The 17,997-nt window shown below is 44.7% G+C and carries 18 protein-coding genes; 4 read left to right on the top strand and 14 right to left on the bottom strand.

The features are described from left to right. Positions 1-89 precede the first annotated feature (89 nt). The 3 genes from KRP56_03575 to KRP56_03565 form a co-directional block, all read right to left on the bottom strand. Complete coding sequence (locus KRP56_03575) at positions 90-626, bottom strand: Holliday junction resolvase (protein ID UAL08335.1); 537 nt, start codon at positions 624-626, stop codon at positions 90-92. Between the two features lie 100 nt (positions 627-726). Continuing rightward, positions 727-2,031 (bottom strand): aspartate--tRNA(Asn) ligase, encoded by a 1,305-nt coding sequence (gene aspS / locus KRP56_03570; GenBank protein UAL08334.1) that lies wholly within the window; start codon positions 2,029-2,031, stop codon positions 727-729. 73 nt (positions 2,032-2,104) lie between these two features. Next, positions 2,105-2,254, bottom strand: coding sequence for a hypothetical protein (locus KRP56_03565; protein UAL08333.1), 150 nt, complete (start codon positions 2,252-2,254; stop codon positions 2,105-2,107). Between the two features lie 168 nt (positions 2,255-2,422). On the opposite strand from KRP56_03565, the gene KRP56_03560 reads away from it, so the two are divergent. The 4 genes from KRP56_03560 to KRP56_03545 are packed head-to-tail and all read left to right on the top strand — an operon-like array spanning position 2,423 to position 6,816. Continuing rightward, positions 2,423-3,613 carry a fructose-1,6-bisphosphatase gene (locus tag KRP56_03560; GenBank protein ID UAL08332.1) on the top strand — a complete coding sequence of 397 codons (1,191 nt, stop codon included), beginning with the start codon at positions 2,423-2,425 and terminating at the stop codon, positions 3,611-3,613. A gap of 43 nt (positions 3,614-3,656) precedes the next feature. After that, positions 3,657-4,310 (top strand): triose-phosphate isomerase, encoded by a 654-nt coding sequence (gene tpiA / locus KRP56_03555; GenBank protein UAL08447.1) that lies wholly within the window; start codon positions 3,657-3,659, stop codon positions 4,308-4,310. A gap of 8 nt (positions 4,311-4,318) precedes the next feature. Next, the gene (locus tag KRP56_03550) at positions 4,319-6,358 is read left to right on the top strand and encodes a hypothetical protein (protein ID UAL08331.1); all 2,040 of its coding nucleotides are present in this window, start codon (positions 4,319-4,321) and stop codon (positions 6,356-6,358) included. Between the two features lie 23 nt (positions 6,359-6,381). Next, positions 6,382-6,816 carry a GNAT family N-acetyltransferase gene (locus KRP56_03545; protein UAL08330.1) on the top strand — a complete coding sequence of 145 codons (435 nt, stop codon included), beginning with the start codon at positions 6,382-6,384 and terminating at the stop codon, positions 6,814-6,816. Here the strand turns inward: KRP56_03545 and KRP56_03540 are convergent, their stop codons facing one another. From KRP56_03540 to KRP56_03490, 11 genes are all read right to left on the bottom strand, one after another. Further along, positions 6,817-7,134, bottom strand: a complete 318-nt coding sequence (locus KRP56_03540) for a nucleoside triphosphate pyrophosphohydrolase (GenBank protein UAL08329.1) — start codon at positions 7,132-7,134, stop codon at positions 6,817-6,819. A 58-nt stretch (positions 7,135-7,192) separates the two neighbouring features. Continuing rightward, on the bottom strand, positions 7,193-7,855 hold the full coding sequence (locus KRP56_03535; protein UAL08328.1) for a class I SAM-dependent methyltransferase: 663 nt from the start codon (positions 7,853-7,855) through the stop codon (positions 7,193-7,195). Next, positions 7,852-8,541: a UPF0280 family protein gene (locus tag KRP56_03530; protein ID UAL08327.1), complete on the bottom strand. Its 690-nt coding sequence runs from the start codon at positions 8,539-8,541 to the stop codon at positions 7,852-7,854. The genes KRP56_03535 and KRP56_03530 overlap by 4 nt, the downstream gene beginning before the upstream one ends. 8 nt (positions 8,542-8,549) lie before the next feature. Next, positions 8,550-9,656 carry a sulfopyruvate decarboxylase subunit alpha gene (comD, locus tag KRP56_03525; protein UAL08326.1) on the bottom strand — a complete coding sequence of 369 codons (1,107 nt, stop codon included), beginning with the start codon at positions 9,654-9,656 and terminating at the stop codon, positions 8,550-8,552. Next, positions 9,649-10,920 (bottom strand): cysteate synthase, encoded by a 1,272-nt coding sequence (locus KRP56_03520; protein ID UAL08325.1) that lies wholly within the window; start codon positions 10,918-10,920, stop codon positions 9,649-9,651. The genes comD and KRP56_03520 overlap by 8 nt, the downstream gene beginning before the upstream one ends. Next, positions 10,899-12,134 carry a methanogenesis marker 16 metalloprotein gene (locus KRP56_03515; GenBank protein UAL08324.1) on the bottom strand — a complete coding sequence of 412 codons (1,236 nt, stop codon included), beginning with the start codon at positions 12,132-12,134 and terminating at the stop codon, positions 10,899-10,901. Before KRP56_03515 ends, KRP56_03520 begins: the two co-directional genes overlap by 22 nt. Positions 12,135-12,139: 5 nt before the next feature. Next, positions 12,140-12,784 (bottom strand): Fe-S cluster protein, encoded by a 645-nt coding sequence (locus KRP56_03510; GenBank protein UAL08323.1) that lies wholly within the window; start codon positions 12,782-12,784, stop codon positions 12,140-12,142. After that, positions 12,756-13,469 carry a cobalamin biosynthesis protein gene (locus KRP56_03505; GenBank protein ID UAL08322.1) on the bottom strand — a complete coding sequence of 238 codons (714 nt, stop codon included), beginning with the start codon at positions 13,467-13,469 and terminating at the stop codon, positions 12,756-12,758. The genes KRP56_03510 and KRP56_03505 overlap by 29 nt, the downstream gene beginning before the upstream one ends. Further along, positions 13,466-14,245 (bottom strand): ATP-binding cassette domain-containing protein, encoded by a 780-nt coding sequence (locus KRP56_03500; GenBank protein ID UAL08321.1) that lies wholly within the window; start codon positions 14,243-14,245, stop codon positions 13,466-13,468. The genes KRP56_03505 and KRP56_03500 overlap by 4 nt, the downstream gene beginning before the upstream one ends. 227 nt (positions 14,246-14,472) lie before the next feature. Next, positions 14,473-15,990 carry an ATP-binding protein gene (locus tag KRP56_03495; GenBank protein ID UAL08320.1) on the bottom strand — a complete coding sequence of 506 codons (1,518 nt, stop codon included), beginning with the start codon at positions 15,988-15,990 and terminating at the stop codon, positions 14,473-14,475. 10 nt (positions 15,991-16,000) lie between these two features. Then, positions 16,001-17,926 carry a DNA primase gene (locus KRP56_03490; GenBank protein UAL08319.1) on the bottom strand — a complete coding sequence of 642 codons (1,926 nt, stop codon included), beginning with the start codon at positions 17,924-17,926 and terminating at the stop codon, positions 16,001-16,003. Positions 17,927-17,997: the final 71 nt, after the last annotated feature.

Below are 17,997 nucleotides of genomic sequence, written 5' to 3'. Positions count from 1 at the left end.
GCAAGGTCCCGATTAATGTACGAGACTTGACCGAATGAAGATAACTTTCGGCTGATTTATGATGATCCCTATGAGTACTGACGGTCGTCTCACTCCTTATCAAACTCACTCATGTTCATGTATGAGAGGAAATCGCTCAGCTTCATCCCCTCCTCCCACCGCATTATAAAATTACCGTTGGATGTGATCTCGAACTCGGGGATCCTTCTCTTCAGCAACGCACTGCGGCCCTTGAGCCTGGTATCAGAAGGAATTGTAAAGATCCTCCACGGGTCGCCTCTTATACTTTTCAACCTGTAGGCATAAATGGGTATCACATGACACGAAGCACAATCGTTGCGCATCTTCTGGGCCTGCTCTCCCAATCTGGGATTCCGACTGAAATGCATCACGTCCTCGCCAGAACTCTTTACCTCGATTGGAAATGAAAAATCCCATCTGAGTGCAACAAGGTCTACACCTAATGAACCTGCAGCCCTTACAACCATGAATGGATCTGACATCATGATGCTGTATGCTTCATGCTCTATTGGATTGCAAGTCTTTACCATCTTGGCAATGGTCTTTTGGTCTCCGGTGAGAAGATACTTTAATTCCCTCTCGTAGATGTCTCCCGATGCCGCCATGATTCAATGGATTGACTGAGTATATTAAAACGAATCATGGGGTAGACCGAAAATGACCGAATGTATTATCCCCTCCCTGAAAAGAGGGAGAGGATATGTTTCAGGGAGAAAGTCTGCTCATGTCCCTTGGGAACAATATCGCTTCTCTCACATTGGGAAGGTCCAACATCTTCACGATGAGCCTATCCAATCCAATGCCCCATCCGCCATGCGGAGGGATACCGTATTTGAACGCATCAAGATAGAAATCGAAATCCGATGGATTCAATCCTTTCTTTTCCATTCTGGCGACAAGTCTGTCGTACCTGTGCTCTCTCTGACCTCCGGAAGAGATCTCCTGACCTTTGTAATCGAGATCGAAAGAGAACGAATAGGATGTTCCGTCCTTTTCCATAATATAGAACGGTTTTGCCTCTTCTGGATATTCGGCGATGAAATAGAGATCGTATCCCTTTTCGGCCATTATGTCCCCTACGACCTTTTCTCCTTCTGTCCCTAGGTCGTCACCTTCTTTCAGATGCATACCGGAATCCTGTACCATTTTAAGGCATTCAGAATATGTAAGTACAGGATAAGGAAGAGCTGGAACATTGATGTCCTTTCCAAGTATGGCAAGCTGTTTCTTGCCCACTTCTTTCAATCCTTTGAGGACATAATCCAATATCTTCTCGATCATGGCCATCACATCCTCCTCTCTCTCGATCCAAGACATCTCTCCGTCGAATGATATGAATTCGGTCACATGACGATTGGTGTTGGAATGCTCCGCACGGAAAGCTGGACCCAGCTCATATATTCTGTCAAGTCCTGTGGACATGAGGATCTGCTTGTATAGCTGAGGACTCTGTGCCAGGTATGCGGGCTTTCCAAAATAATCCACATTGAATAAAGTAGCACCTCCCTCAGCACCAGATGCCACTATCTTCGGAGTACTTACACAAGTGAATCCAAATTTTTGCATTGCCTCATTGATAAGGGCGGTCATCATAGATCTCAATTCGAAGATGGCCTTTATCTCTGGCTTCCTCAGATCCATGAACCTGTTGTTCAAACGCGTGTCCATCTCGACATTTACCTTATCTACCACTCCCATTGGAAGTGGAACAGCCGCCTCAGAATAAAGTTGGAATGAACTGGGTATCAACTCTAGACCCAAAACGGTCTGATTGCTCTCCTTTACCTCTCCTGTGACGGCAATGACCGATTCTCTAGAGAGTTTTGTTATACTTTCAAAAAGTAGTGGGTCCATCTTCTTCTTGGGCATGGTGATCTGAATGGTCCCATACCTGTCCCTGAGTGTAAGGAAGGAGATACCTCCTAGATTCCTAATATCCTGGACCCAACCCTTCACGGTTGCCGTACCGTCGCTCACTGCGATGTTGCTGGAGTCTCTGATGACTGTCATGTTAAACAGACTGCCGTAGTTCTGCCTGAAATATAAAACCTACATCCCATTAAAGGGCCACTTTAATGAAGATTCAATTTAACGGGAACCAATAGCTGAACGCGGTAATGACCAAAGCCACTATCACAATGGCACCGATAATGTGAAGCGTGTAATTCTTTTCTTTATCACTCTTCTTATTCGACATCTTCTCTACCATTTTGGCTTTCATGTTTTCCATCATCTAAATCACTTCCGGATGTTTAACATCCAACAATATTGGGGAATATATCATTCCGATATTTTGTTCTACCGACGGTTGAGATTTTTGACGATATTACTTCCTAACTGTATGAAAAACATTATTATAATTCAGAACACTAACCGACACCCATTCAACAATGGTGAATTCATGGCTGCAGAAAAAGTCACTGTATCAATTATAAAAGCAGATGTTGGGTCCGTAGTTGGACACTCCAGACCTCACCCATCAATGCTTCAAGCGTCTAAAGACATTCTGAAAGAACAACAGAAGGCCGGCGTCATCGAGGATTTCTATGTCACACGTGTAGGAGATGATATTAATCTCTACATGACCCACTACAAAGGGGAGAATAACAAAGAAGTTCACAGCGCTGCATGGGACTGTTTCCAAAAAGCGACAAAGATCGCCAAATCAATGAAACTGTACGCAGCCGGACAAGACATCCTCACAGATGCCTTCTCGGGTAACGTTAAAGGAGCTGGCCCAGGTTCAGCAGAGATGTCCTTTGTCGAGAGAGGTTCAGAACCCCTTCTGTTCTTTATGGCAGATAAAACAGAACCATCCGCATACTCTCTTCCCCTGACAAGGATCTTCCTTGATCCTTTCACGACCACCGGACTTGTTATAGATGCCAGGGCCAAACAGGGATTTGATTTTGAGATCCAAGATGTTATGGATCATAAAAAAGTAGTAATGTCCGCCCCAGAAGAAGCCTGGAGCATACTTTCCCTTCTAGGAGATACATCCAGGTACGCAATAAAAAGAGTTAATTCAAGAGCTGGAATCGGCCCTGCCTGCGTTGTGTCCACGGATAAGTTAAACCTTACAGCAGGAAAATACATCGGAAAGGATGACCCAGTCTGCATATGCAGATGCCAGAGTGGTCTTCCTTCAGTTGGAGAATACACACAGCCCTTCATCAATTACACCATGCTTGTCGCAGGATGGATGAGAGGCTCACACATCGGTGCACTGTATCCATGTTCACCAGAAGATTCGGACCCCACATACTTTGACGGACCTCCGAGAATATGCTGTCTTGGATTCCAGCTCAATGAAGGACACCTTCAGGGACTTGAACCAATGAACTCTAAGGATGGAGAGCACATTCCAGTAGATTTCTTTGGATCTCCAACATTTGACCACGCACGCAGCAATTCTATCAAGGCCAGCAAGTTCATGAGATCTCAGGGACCGTTTGTACCTTCAATACTAGGTGCAGAAGAAATGGAATACACATCCAGGCCCGAGGTTCTCAAAGAACTGAAGGACAGATTCGAAGATCTTGAAGCAACTCCTAAAAAGAGCAGCTGCCACAAGAAGAAAGATGTTGAATGATCGAGGCGAAACCTTGAACAGCAGACCGATATCAAAACCGGCAATCATAGTGAATTTCAAAGCCTACCGCGAGGCAGACGGCGAAAGATCATTAGAGATAGCAAGAATGTGTGAATCCGTTTCCGAAGAAACCGGTATCAAGATCGCAATATGCCCTCCGATGGTCGAACTCGGATTAATTGCCAGAGAAGTGAAGATACCTGTTCTTTCACAGAATATAGATCCACATGCACCCGGATCTTCCACAGGATGGGTCACACCATCTATGGTTAAGGCAACCAAAGCCGTGGGAACATTGATCAACCACTCTGAACACCAGGTGTCCATAAGTGCTATCGAAGAGTGTCTTGAGTTGGCAAAAGGATGTGATCTGGTAACTGTCGTCTGTGCGAACACAGTACAAGCAGCTACACTGATCGCTCATCACCATCCAGATTTTATAGCGGTGGAACCACCTGAACTCATAGGCGGTGACATATCTGTCACATCCGCTAACCCTCAGATCGTAGAGAATACTGTTGAATCTGTGAAATCCGTGAACGGAAAGATTTTTGTTCTATGCGGTGCAGGGGTTAAGACCGGACAAGACGTAAAGACTGCCTTGGAATTGGGAGCGGACGGAGTTCTTTTAGCTTCAGGCGTGATCAAGTCCAAGGACCCGCGCGCAACCATGCTGGATCTAGTAAAATACCTTTGAGTGATAAAATGGCCTTCCGCTCGATGCTCGGATCGAACATCTTGAGGAGGGCCCCCCTTTTTATTATCGTCATATCCATATTGCTCGCTGTTCCATTCATAGTTGAAAATTCAGACGGTGAATCCAAAGAACTTATTCGAATATACGAAATTGATCCATACGGAAACGAGGGATTCTCACTTTATAACTATGGCTCAAACGATTTTGACCTACGTGGCATGAAAGTCACGGACGGGGAAGCGACTATCGCATTCGGCTCTTCTCTTGTGATAAAAAAGGATTCCCGCCTTACAGTTACGATAAGAACAGAGAATCAAGAATGGTTCTCGTCCAGAGAAAACGTTCATGCAGTAGGTACCGATGGAATTGTTAAAACAGGTAACTTTGCATTGAATAATTCCGGTGACGATATTACTCTCATAAGCGGTTCCACAACAATAGATGTGGTTTGCTATGGAAATAGAAGCGTAACTACTGGGTGGTCAGGCGATCCTGTTCCAATATCCTCTAACTGTTACATCTTGAGAACTGGCATCATGGACACCGACACATCCGAAGATTGGATAAAGACCAAAGCCGGATATACCAACATATCGTTCGATCCTAATGATCCATTTGAATGTGAAATAATGCCATTCACCTTCCCAGAATCCGATGGGGAACCTATATACGATGCACTTGAAGGGGCCAACAAAGAGGTCCTGATCTCCATATACCAGCTTACCAGCAAGAATCTTGTAGCATTGCTCATAGATCTCGAAGAAAGGACCGGGGACCAACATGTGGATGTAAAGATAATACTGGAAGGAGATCCTTTGAATTACGATATCAGCACAGAACTTTCACTAATGTGCTCCATAGTAGATTCAGGAGGAGAAGTTTGGCTCATCAATACCGCTGAGGCAGGAAACTATGAAAGGTATTCATTCTTCCATAACAAATATGCGGTCGTTGACAATGATACCGTCATCATCACCTCAGAGAATTGGACAATAAGCAATATGAGCGATTCGAATTCTGCCAACAGAGGTTGGGGAGCCATAATCAAAAGTTCAGAATACGCTGATTATATGGAGGTTATATGGAAAAATGACCGCGATATTTCATTCGGAGATGTTGATCAATTAATGCAGAGGTATCCGGATCTAAAACAATATTCTGGGTCACTTGAATATACTCCCTCCTCAACATCATATGAAGAGGTATGGTATGATGCTCAATTGGTTCCCGTTCTTTCTCCTGACAACTCATATCATGCATTGAATGAATTGATTGATGAAGCTACAGAAAGCATATATTCTGAACAACTTGACCTCGGTAGCTCATATTCCCTGTTAGAAGATGATTCTCCCATATCCTGGATGAATACAGCTTCCAACAAGGCTATTGATTGCAAATTCATTCTCGACGGCTCCATATCCGATGTTTCATCGGTCGTGAACCTCATCAACACCACAACTGGCGTAAAAGCCTGTTATATTGATGGTGGAGAGGGTTTTGGGACAACACACAACAAAGGAATATTGATAGACGATGACATCACATGGATAGGCTCCGTGAATTGGACGGAGAACTCTTTCTTGAATAATAGAGAGATTGCGATCATCATCTATTCTGAAGGTGTGAACAGATTCTTCCTTGAATATTTCATGGAGGACTGGAACAATAACAACACTACCGATATAGAGGATTTGAATATCATCATGCAAAAAGGTATTTTGGAACATGATGATCTATGTTTATTCACAGTTCAAGGCCCTAATTCTGTAACATATCTTTGGTCCCTGGACGGCGGTGATAAAATGATCACAAAAACACCTCAACTTCTACTACAAGACCTCACAGCCGAAGAACATTATATTGATGTCACTATCGAAGATACAAAATATAGTGCAAACTACACGTTCACCGTAGAAAAGATATCCAAGGACGATAATTCAGATTTGAAGAGTCTATTTTCAGAAGAAAAAGATCTGTTGGCGTGCATATCGGCTATCACCATTGCTATAATAGGAACAATAATTGCAATATCAAGAAAAAAAGGTTGAATCAAATGCCTGTCGTAAGAAAAATGAAAAGAGAAGACATTGGTACTGTATACCGGATAACATGTGCCAGTCTAGATCAGTATTATGTTCCTGATACATTCAATTTTTTTATCCTCCAATGGCCAAACGGACAGTTGGTCTCATGCGACAACACCGGAAAACCCATAGGATTCCTTTGCGGAGCACTCCTCAACAATAACAGATCCACAATATCACTTATTGCCGTGGACGATAGATACAGAAAAACAGGCGTGGGGGATCAACTTTTAAAAGAGTTCAAAATGGCATCTGTACTGCATGGATGCTCCATGATACAACTCGAAGTGAGGGATTCCAATCTAAATGCCAGAGAATTCTATAAGAAAAGGGGGTTCATTGAAACCGAGTTCCTGCCAGATTTCTATACAGATCATGGCAACGCTGTCAGAATGATGGGCTCCCCCTATCAGAACTCATGATCACTCAGAAACTGTTTCCAAGAAAATACGCATATCGAACTTGCCACGTTCTTTTCTTTTTTCATCTGCAATGTAATCTAATTCTCTGCGTCCTCCGCCCAGGACCTCGGACAAGGATATCACTACTTGATAGATATCTGCCAGTTCCACCAGATTTCTATCTTTTTTGTATTCTTCTACTTCTTCGAAAAGTTTGTCCTCCAAAGCCTTGAAGAATTCCTCTTCATTCAATATCCTGAATTCAGGTACGGCTCCGGACTCCATGATGACCGCGGGTATCTTGTCACGTACTAGTTTGTTGACCTGTCTAACTGCCATGGAAGACCATATACAGTGTATGGTCAAAAAACATATTGCTGCTATCTGAGGATGAATATCATTTTATAGCGTAAAATCCAGCTTGAATGTATGAAAGCCTGAAGATCTCGACCGTGCTGAATCCTATATCACTCAATTGCTCGATGTGCTGCTGTATTCCGATAGGGAAAAACTCGGTACCATATCTTTTCATATGGTCGTCCGAATCTTTTGGGGTCTTACCTGCCAAAAGCTGCTTTTCCTTCCATATTTCCAAACCTATCGCAAGTCCCTTTTCCGTCCGCGGTGCAGTATTCTCCACAGTAACGAATATGCCGCCTGGGCGAAGCATCCTGAAACAATTCTTTTCTGCAACTATCCTTTCAGCTGGAGAATAATAATGATGGGAAAGGACTGCTGTGATCACATCTATGCTTTCATCACACAGATCTAACTTATCTGTCGGAGAACAAATATATCTTGGACGTGGACCTGCACGTTTCATGGCGATCTCTAACATCCCTTCCATTGGATCTGCCATTATAAAATCGGTATGATCATATCTATCGATACAGATGGATACCAACTTACCGGTCCCGCATCCTGTATCCAACCATGTACCTGGTTTTACACCAGAGTGTGCCACGATGTCTACCACGTTCTCATGTATCCTGTCATATTCAGGAATTGTCATCACTGCATTAGAATCGAATTCCTTTGGCTCCAATCCACCATACTTCATTGTTTGTCATCTCCTTCCAATAAAATAAACTCCGGAAGATCGCCACAGGACGCTATGGCACCGTTTATGAATGCGAAGCATCCTCTCACACCTTCCACTTCACAGATCTTCTCCAAAGATGCTAGAAGATCAGATTCTTCCGAGATCATATTCCCGAGCGAAGTGGCACATGCATCCGAAAGAATGGGGTCTTCGGATATAACGGTGCACACGTCCGAATTCCCAAACGATACAGAATGTCCTATCTTTCCTGACGAGGAACATATGCCCAAAATACCATCTGTCTTGGGTATTATCATACCTATGTCCTCTGTGATGTCATTTCCTGAATATACGCGTATTATTATCTCATGATCGCACATCAACGCTATGTCCCCACCGTTGTCAATTACAGCATGTGTACAACCTTGGTCCTTCAATCTTTCTATAACATGCAATGCAACTGCACCAGCAACAGATGCCATAGGACCAACATCTGCAGATACAGATGCCGAACACATGTGCCGAATAAGTGTATCATCATTATCAGATGGGGAATATGGATCGTATGTGATGCCAAAGAACGGATCGGAACGTATCTTGTCCTCGATACTGCTCCGTGCCTCTCTCACATAATCAGCGATATTATCTTTGAAACTATCATCCACGGTGATATTCATCTCCGTTTCCTTGATACAGAAATGCATATTTTCGATCATATACTATCAATGAACCTTCTCTTGATCTCATCTGCCGAATAACTGATATTAGGTGATTTGGAATTGAAGGGGATTATCATTATTTGAATGAACATCATATGTTTTGAAGAACGCATTGCTCTCACGATACCTTCCTCCTCCGATACAGAAGAGGTATTGCGTATTCCGTATGCCTTCGCCACCGATTCCATATCGACCACAGAATAAGCTTGATTGATCTGGTTTCCTGTAGAACCGTATGTACCATTGTCCAAACATATGATAGTTAGATTCTGAAGGGACATGGACGCGACGACAGGCAATATCGAGGAACCTAGAAGACTTCCATCGCCATCTATGACGTAAACCTGCCTTTTGGTAGAGATCGCCAATCCTATACCTATCGGAGTTGCTTGTGTGTAACTTCCAAGCATATAGAAATTCAAATTACGATCCTTGGACGCAAATACCTCCTTGGACGGCACACCTATATTGGACACGACGATATCATCGTCATTTATGCATGACATGACCGAACCTATCGCCTTCAATCTTGTCAGTGTAGGCTGTGTGACCTTTTTTTCAATTTTGAATGATACCTCATGAACTCTTGATGGGTAATCCAAATTAAAATCCGCAGAGCTTCCCCAGAAGCTTGGATAGATGAGGATCACAGTGATCGCATTGTCTTCGAACGCACCACGTATCATCTTACCTATGACAGGCATGTCTTTGACATCTTTGATGATCGCATATCTGATCCCGAATGCCTCCAACATCTGAGGTATCTTCAAATTGAATGCTTTCTGCGCTTCTATATTCTCGTTGTCCACACCTCTCCAACTTGCCAAAATAGGCAAAGGAAACCCATAGAAGGATGTTAGCGACATCAGTGCGTTCATCATATTCCCTAGACCGGAGCTCTGTATAGACATTATCGGCCTCATGCCGCCCATGAAAGCACCAGCAGATATTCCAACTCCGTCCTCTTCACGCGTCAGATCGACTACCTGAAAATTGTCATATAGCATTGATGTGAAACATTTATTACGGTCACAGGGCAAACTCGCGACCAGGTCCACACCTTCTGATTTTAGAATGTCAATTACTTCTTGTTCATTCATTTATGATCCTCCTCAGATCGTCTTGAGAGAGACTGGTGTCTAAATTCGCTTCTGCCTTCACGGTCGTCAAACCTAATTCTTCCTTTGCACGTTCAAGACCGCCTCCCGTCATATTCAAAAATACTTTGTCATTCTGTGATACTGATCCATCCTCAATGGCCTTTATCAACGATGCCAATGCTACTGACGCTGCAGGATCTGGACGAACTGATTCCATGGAACACCATAATTTCTCTGCAGAACGAGCCTCAGAATTGGAGATCCCTAAGAATCTGCCATTACAATCTGTCATTGCATCGAAGACCCCGCCTTTGATACCATACGGAGGTTTACGATTGGTGAGTACATCAGCATAAACCGCATTTTCATCCGCTGACGCATTTCCAAGATCTTCCGGCAGTATATCTTTACGACCTGCGTTCCATGCCTTTACCATTGGTGCGAACGGCATGTTCTGTGCAAGATTCAATATTGGAAGCTTATTTCCAAAACGACCATCCTTCATCAGACGAAGACACGCTTCCCATGCGGCAATACCTCCAGTACCGCTTCCCACCGCTTGGAAATAATGATCCGGCATCCTACCCATCGATAACGCACCTTCGAGCATTACAGTCCCCATGCCATCCCTTCTGGCGACATTCTTGGCGCCTCCTTCTAAAACGAATCCACCAAGTGCAGCGATACGGTCGGACATCTGTATCGCATCCGTGTAATCTCCATCAACGGTGAACAACCTGACCCTTCCCGTATCCTTTGTTAGGTTCAATCTGTCTTTAGACTTCTTTGGTACGACGATGACACATCTTTCTCCTATGTCCTCAGCAACCTGTGCAAACGCCCTTGCAGTGTTGCCTGCAGATGCAAGAAGTATCGTACCTCCGCCGCAATCCCTCAGCCTGGCATACGTAGGCAATGCCTCCAGCTCTTTGAAAGAGCAAGATGTTACATATGCACCCCTCTCAGGATAATATCCTGTAAACCCTATCCAGAGATCCTTCAGTCCAAGCTCCTTGGATATCTTCTCGTTACGGAACACCACTGGTCCTGAACGGGTCTTTATCACGGAATGCACGGGAAGCCAATCGAAGAATTTGAATATCCCTCCATATGTCTTAGGTCCTAACTGCATTTCACTATATTCGGTCCTGAGAAGTCCCTTATGATTGGAAGAACAGGTAAGTGTGTAATTTTCATCAACAAGTTCATGGCCCTCCAAACATCTCAAAACATAGTTACCCATCAGAACACCTTCAGTTTCCATTGGCCCCTGGCAGCCTTATTCTTTAAATTCTCACAGAGTTCGTCCGCTATGATACGTGATGATTGTCTGATGATTATCGGAATTTCCTTCCCTTCATGATCTACACTTCCCATTTCAGCAGTAAAAACACCGCCTACACATGTGGATGCACAATAACCGCATGACATGCAGCGTTTCTCATCCTTGATCCCCCCTGATACCAATGCATCCACAGGACAATTCTCTGCTGCTTCGCAAATATCACAATGGATACATTTTGAAATATCTGCCTTTATATCATGATCGGTACCCTGCCAGACAGATGAATATGCATCTTTGGACCTTACTACTCTGTCATGCACGTCTGCCAAAGGAAGAGCCGAATCCTCGTCCAGAATTGAAACATCTTTCAAAGACCTTTCATCCGTTACAGGTATTACGAATGCAACCGATGTAAGACATTCCGGACCGGCAGATGTCTTGAAACCGCCCATGTATTCTGGAACCATGTCCTCTACATCCGCAGCTATTGAAAGATTGGGTTTCTGAACAGAACCTCTTGAGCCCATACCAAGAACAATTCCAGGAGAACCGTTCAATAATACTGAAGCACCTGGACGGATATATCTCATATCTGGATCGTTCTGCAGTGGATTGATCTCACCACAACCACTGACCGTTGCCTCAGAAAGATTCCCTCTTATACCGCCCTTCCCAGAAAATATGGTATCATATGTATCCGACGACCCATTGAAAAAACAGGTATAATTCTTAAAAGCACCACGCGTCAAGATCATCCTGGAAAAAATAAGATCCTTTTTTGTGATGTGATTAATGAATATCTTATCTTCCGACCAGACCTTGACCTCGATGATCTTGCCTTCTACGATATCTCTGAAAAGATGTCCCCCACCATAATCATGATCTCTGTGTGCCGTACCGTAAACAATGCAATCCACGATGCCTAATGATTCATTGGGACATGGACCCACATTGCCTGGCACACCGTTCAATTCGATGCGATCTGCTTTCTTGAAAACGGCTGGTGCTGTCACCGGCACTGTAAGGACCATCATCGTACCTGACATCACACCGAATGTGCCGCACGTCACAGCATCCACATCACTCAAACATATCTTATCCCCCCTGCGGATCTTATCTTTGAATTCTGACGCCGTGTATATCTTTGCCTTCTTTTCAGATATACTTTTTTGAACGCTATCTATGTCCTTCATAAATATCACAATATTATTATGTCTTCTACACGAACATTCAATCCCCATGGTTTCTTTATCACCATGTTGACAAGACCTGTATGAGACCTGTCCATCATACAAAAGCCTGGCAGGAAATTGTATCTTTTACCGAATTGAGGTTCCTCGGTTATTGGCACAGCCATACCCTCGAACCCAAGCATGTGATATGCCACTACATCTTTAACATCCTTTCCACGAGAAAAGGACGGACCAACTACATGCCCTTTTATCACTCCTGTGACCTCATCAGCTTCCATTACTCTTATCACGTGCTGGACTGGACACCCAGCTCCTGCAGGACGTCCTACGACAATGTCCCCTTTGACGATGCTCCACTTCTCCACCAGATCTGGTCTGAATGGCAGAATGATCTTTCTAGCCGAAATCTCCCCTGGTATCGGCTGCATCACGAATGAATAGTGCTGGCCAACAACATCGACGCCACTGTAACTCTGTATCATTTTTACATCTGAGATCTTCTCTTTCGAAGAAAAGAAAGGACATATTTCAGGACCGGTCTTTCCCTCCCTGATCCTTAGTACGAGTTCCTCACATGAGCTTAGACCGCAAAGCCCACAGTTCTTACCAGGTGGGGACCATTCATTCTCCGCGGTATATGTTGTCCCCATCTTCCATCCTCCTTATGACCCCGAAATGATTTTGCCAACCAACACTCTTCTTACCTATGCAGATGGTACATACTCCAAGAGGCGGCACTCCTCTCAATTCCAATGTAGATATATCGTCGATCTTATCCACAGAATCCATCAAACGGAAAAGATATCTCATGCCAGTACCCTGAACAGCATTGGTCTCGATGATATCCATATCGGGTGAGACCTGACGTATTGATTCCCTGAAGACCTCTTTCTCTGCCTGAGATATCAGATCCGTCTTTGTGACCACACATACGTCGGACAACGCTATCATTGGAGCCATCTTCAATGGAGCATGCGTTCCCGAAAGTACTGACATCACACATATGCCGAAGGAATTGCTAAGATATGGGGTGCATCTCAAACAAAGTCCTGCACTCTCATAAATAAGAACGTCCGCACCTTCACTCTCAGCCCAATCGATAGCATCGCGTATCACCATGATGCCCATATGATCTGGACACATGTCACCCGAGTAGATTTTCTTGGTAGGTATTCCATATTCCTTTCTAAGTTCCTCATCTTCGAACGCCGTAACCACATCTATCTTCAGATAGGCCACCTTCTTATCTGGCAAAAGATGTTCTATCATCTTCTTGATCACGGATGTCTTACCTACACTGGGTGGACCAGCCACTACCATCAGCCTGACATTCAATTCAATCCACCCTCTATCAATTCGCCGATCCTTATCCTTTCACGGATCTCAGAGAACAATATGTCCATATTGTGAATTGCAACAAGGGCCTCCTTTTCAGTCTCCTTGGGATACAGTATCGCAACTACCTCTCCGCCTTTCATCACTATCCTGCGGTCAGATAGGAGGGATACGTATGGGTCATGCGTAACAAAAATGACTGCCCTTTTATATTCCCTTAATTTGGATATGACCACATCCTTGAATATTCCGGCATTCTCTATCTCATCCAAGAGAAGAATGGGGGCTTTTGAGATCAATACAGCATCTGCGATCATAAGTGAACGGGTCTGCCCGCCTGAAAGCGAGGATATCCTTGAATCTGGACTGATCTTTTCACCTGTGAATTGATTGGCAAGAGATACTACTTCCGAAACGATATCTTTTGCAAAATTCTTTCTTGTAGATGCATGCATCCTAAGAAAATCATCAACCTTCAAATCAGCCAAACATTTGGTATTCTGAGTTATCATAGCAATGGGTTTGCATGCCGGATCTCTGATGAACATCTCCGGAGGAGCCGCACCATTCACCTTGATATTACGTCCTGTAACCGTATCGCCCTGTGCAAATACCTCAATATCGTTGATAAATGCGGTCTTACCGGAACCGGTAGGTCCGACAATTGAAATAGTGTCTCCTGGACAGATTTTTATTGGCTCAAATTTTTCAAGTCTTCCATCTTTGGTGATGCCGGGACAGACTGTAACGGTAATGTCGTCAAATTGATCAGTCATGATTTGTAATTACTCTCTTGAATATTATATATTTCGGATATATTTTCCTAATTAGGATAAAATCGATCAAAAATACATTTTTATACATTGATCGGAAGACTGTGATTTTGTACAACAAAAATGAAAATTCAACAATTATACTAAAAACAACATTAACAGAACATCAAAGCCCAAATATAAAAAAAATTATTAAAATCCCCATCCAATAAAGGATGAGGATATTGGTTTCAACTGTACATGGTGTCGCCGATATGCTCATTCTCGAGATAGTACTCTGACTTCTCGTTCTGAGCTTTAGAGCTATCCTTGGACACACCCTTCTGATAGGACCCGTATTTCTCCTTGATCTGATCTTCGACAGGCCTTGATCTTCTCTCAGCCTTTTTCATATGATCAGCAGTGATAAACTTGGATTTCTCCATCATTGCTATGTCCCCGGCCGCCCTGATCAATCCGCCCATCTCTCTGAGCCTAAGGGTCAAAGAGTTAAGTTGATTGTCGGCCTTTGCGCGTCTTTTCCCCTCTTCGATTATCAATTCTACAGCCTCGATAGTAGCTGGCGGTATACGACCGTCCATCTGTATCTCTTGTGCCACGAATTGAGCATACTTTGCACGATTATGAGGGGTATCTGGCATGGCGACATCGACTAGGACCTCATATCCGCAACCGATTATCCTTGACCTCAGTGGAGACAATATGCTCTCCAGGTCCTGAATATTGCAGGCTGCAACGAGTATGAAATCACATGGTACATTGTCGACCTTGACACTGGCACCTGCGGATTGTGAATTCCTTCCTGCTATGGGGAATTTCTTATCCTGCATCGCAGTGAGGATGAATCTCTGAAGATTTCCCAGATGGGATATCTCATCAATGAATAACACACCCTCGTGTGCCTCGTGAATAGACCCTGCGACGACCCTTTCATAGGCGGGAGTTCCCAATTTCTCATGACCTCCGTAAGGATCGTGCCTTACGTCTCCCAGAAGCTCCGTCTCCGATGCTCCTGTGGCCATTACGAATGGGTCTCTATTGAATTTCACAAGGACCTTCTGATTGGATTTCTTATTCAACTGGCTCCTCTTCTGAAGCGCCTTGTTGTCCAACATCCTTATCTTGTCGCCTGCACGCTCGAATACCACGGTCTCCTCAGTACCGTCAGCGAGAACACGTGTCGTATGGACCTTGTCCTTACCAGCGATGACTTGTGGCATCGCAGATTCCAACAGTCCTCCGATAAGATCACCGAAAGGATTGTTGTTTGCACCCACATCCATTTTACTCTTCTGACAAGACGGACACATCAACTCATTGGGAGATGAATATGTCTTACAGTACTTGCACATGTATCCAAGACGTTCAGCAACATTCACAGGTGCTTTTTCCGGATCAAGCAATTTACCGACAGATTCGGCACGTATGCCTTCTTCTTCGTTGACCTGATCTTCGTTGAGGACCTCGAGGAATGGCCTTTCAGAATTCTCAGGATTCTTTACGACCCTGATCTCCTGCTTAGGTTTTGGAAGGTTCATCGAGATCGCACGGGCGATCATCGACTTTCCTGTTCCAGGAGGTCCTACCAACAGCAAATGCCTGTGCTGTATGGCCGCGATCTTTGCAAGCGCTATTGCTTCTTCCTGCCCCAGAACCCTGTCTAAAGGGTCTGGGGGTATCTGGATATCAGCAGTGCTCTTAAGAGTAGCCACATCCTCCCAGACATCCACAGATTTTTTCTTAGCCATTAAGTCCACCTCAATAGAGGTCTTCTTTGGTCCAGATCACGATATTAGCAGGCATCTTGGTGATGTTACCCTTACGGGTACCCACCACAGTGTTTATGCCCTTCTCGGCAGATACATCGAGTATCCTTTGGGATATCACACCATCAAAGATTATGGTAGATGTACCCGCAGATTCCTCTTTGAGCGAACTTACCAATCCCTTGACAGCGACCTCTCTTATCACAGAGTTGTCTGCCGCGAGTATTTTCGCGTTGTGTGTAGAGGACATATCAAGAAGCATGTCTCTGAATACCTCTTGCTCTGGGGACAGTGTCTTGGTGTTTCTGTCCTTCTTTGCACGAAGTGTCCTTGTGGACTTGTCGTCTTCTTTGTGTGCCCTTTCCGGTTTGTCTGCCTTTTCGCGGACCTTCCTTGTCTTCTTCGATTCATCAGAGTATTCTGTTGAAACGATATCGGATGCCTCGACAATCTCAGATTTTGGTACAGATTCGATGACAGCAGATTCCTCTCTGCGCTCTACGATCTTGGACTCGCTCTCTGAATTATCAACAGCGTCTACACGCTCTTCGGAATTCTCTGTCCCGTGAACATTCTTCTTCTTGTATCTGTCAGCGTTCTCAGAGTTGAATCTCTCTTTGCGCTCGCGGCGTTCATCAGAATCGGAATCGGAATCCCTTGTTCTGGTGTTATCCTTTCTTCTCTCGACGGGTCTCTCAGATCTTTCCGATCTCTCAGGCCTCTCGGTCCTTTCTGTCCTGTCGTTCGACCTCTCGGGTCTCTCAGATCTTTCCGATCTCTCAGGCCTCTCGGTCCTTTCTGTCCTGTCGTTCGACCTCTCGGGTCTCTCAGATCTTTCCGATCTCTCAGGCCTCTCGGTCCTTTCTGTCCTGTCGTTCGACCTCTCGGGTCTCTCAGATCTTTCCGATCTCTCAGGCCTCTCGGTCCTTTCTGTCCTGTCGTTCGACCTCTCGGGCCTGTCCCTGCGGTCACGGCCTTCGCGCGCTTCGCGGTCCCTTCTAGGTTTATCATCCTCGCGGATCTCTCTGCGCTCACCCTCACGAAGATCGCGTTCTGCGGTCTCGTCAAGGTCTTTCTCCTCGTAGCTTAGACCATTCATCTCCATGTACTGGTCACCAGGGACCTTGTTGCGGAGACATTTCACTATCTGTTTGGAAGTGAGTTCCTCGACCTCATGGGCACGAGGCGCACGGGCAACGAAATCTATCTCCGATGTCTGGAAAAGTTCTCTGAGGATCAATTCTCCTCCTCTGTCTCCATCGGTGAATGCTGTTGCCACCTTTTCTCTGGAAAGGTCCTGTACGGTCTTAGGAATGTTCGTTCCTTCAACTGCAATGGCGTTCTTTATTCCTGCTCTAAGCAGATTGAGAACATCGGACCTTCCTTCCACAATGATTATGGATTCGGAATCTTTGACAGCCGGACCTGCCGGGCATCTGTCCTTTCCATATGTAGTTATTTCTTCCACTTGTATGGATTGTCTTATGCTCTGTGTAAGGTCAGAAGATGTTCCTTTTGATTGTACGATAAGATCATTCAAAAGTTCTTTTGCACGTTCGACGACCTTTTCTCTCTTGGTCACGCGAACATCCTCGATACCGAGAACACGGATGCTTGCTTTGCAAGGTCCTACACGGTCGATGGTCTCGAGTGCAGATGCGAGAATTACAGTCTCCACCTGATCAAGTGAAGAAGCCATGTAGATTATTCCCTCTGACTTTCCGCCCTTGGAAACAATCTCGACCTCTATCCTACCTATCCTGCCTGATTTCTGAAGATCTCTAAGATCGAGATCGTCTCCAAGCAGTCCTTCTGTCTGTCCAAAGATCGCTCCCACGACATCTGGTTTCTCAACGATGCCGTCAGCCGTGATCTTGGCTTTGATCATATATTTTGTTGCGTTTGGATCAATATTCATATGTACCCTCCATTAGGTTGGAGGGAAAAATACACGTCCCTGCTCTGCTGTTGTCCTTCCTTCGGCACGCC

Source organism: Candidatus Methanogranum gryphiswaldense (genome assembly GCA_019262145.1).
Taxonomy (GTDB): Archaea; Thermoplasmatota; Thermoplasmata; order Methanomassiliicoccales; family Methanomethylophilaceae; genus Methanogranum; species Methanogranum gryphiswaldense.
This window is presented reverse-complemented; position numbering and strand designations above follow the sequence as displayed.

What these genes read in the sequence shown, in the direction of transcription:
- KRP56_03535 (UAL08328.1), bottom strand. Translation starts at nt 7,855, where the DNA reads ATGAAGTATGGTGGATTGGAGCCAAAGGAATTCGATTCTAATGCAGTG.
- KRP56_03565 (UAL08333.1), bottom strand. Translation starts at nt 2,254, where the DNA reads ATGATGGAAAACATGAAAGCCAAAATGGTAGAGAAGATGTCGAATAAG.
- KRP56_03575 (UAL08335.1), bottom strand. Translation starts at nt 626, where the DNA reads ATGGCGGCATCGGGAGACATCTACGAGAGGGAATTAAAGTATCTTCTC.
- KRP56_03510 (UAL08323.1), bottom strand. Translation starts at nt 12,784, where the DNA reads ATGGGGACAACATATACCGCGGAGAATGAATGGTCCCCACCTGGTAAG.
- KRP56_03560 (UAL08332.1), top strand. Translation starts at nt 2,423, where the DNA reads ATGGCTGCAGAAAAAGTCACTGTATCAATTATAAAAGCAGATGTTGGG.
- KRP56_03550 (UAL08331.1), top strand. Translation starts at nt 4,319, where the DNA reads ATGGCCTTCCGCTCGATGCTCGGATCGAACATCTTGAGGAGGGCCCCC.
- KRP56_03545 (UAL08330.1), top strand. Translation starts at nt 6,382, where the DNA reads ATGAAAAGAGAAGACATTGGTACTGTATACCGGATAACATGTGCCAGT.
- KRP56_03495 (UAL08320.1), bottom strand. Translation starts at nt 15,990, where the DNA reads ATGGCTAAGAAAAAATCTGTGGATGTCTGGGAGGATGTGGCTACTCTT.
- KRP56_03500 (UAL08321.1), bottom strand. Translation starts at nt 14,245, where the DNA reads ATGACTGATCAATTTGACGACATTACCGTTACAGTCTGTCCCGGCATC.
- aspS (UAL08334.1), bottom strand. Translation starts at nt 2,031, where the DNA reads ATGACAGTCATCAGAGACTCCAGCAACATCGCAGTGAGCGACGGTACG.
- KRP56_03530 (UAL08327.1), bottom strand. Translation starts at nt 8,541, where the DNA reads ATGCATTTCTGTATCAAGGAAACGGAGATGAATATCACCGTGGATGAT.
- comD (UAL08326.1), bottom strand. Translation starts at nt 9,656, where the DNA reads ATGAATGAACAAGAAGTAATTGACATTCTAAAATCAGAAGGTGTGGAC.
- KRP56_03540 (UAL08329.1), bottom strand. Translation starts at nt 7,134, where the DNA reads ATGGCAGTTAGACAGGTCAACAAACTAGTACGTGACAAGATACCCGCG.
- KRP56_03515 (UAL08324.1), bottom strand. Translation starts at nt 12,134, where the DNA reads ATGAAGGACATAGATAGCGTTCAAAAAAGTATATCTGAAAAGAAGGCA.
- KRP56_03520 (UAL08325.1), bottom strand. Translation starts at nt 10,920, where the DNA reads ATGGAAACTGAAGGTGTTCTGATGGGTAACTATGTTTTGAGATGTTTG.
- KRP56_03490 (UAL08319.1), bottom strand. Translation starts at nt 17,926, where the DNA reads ATGAATATTGATCCAAACGCAACAAAATATATGATCAAAGCCAAGATC.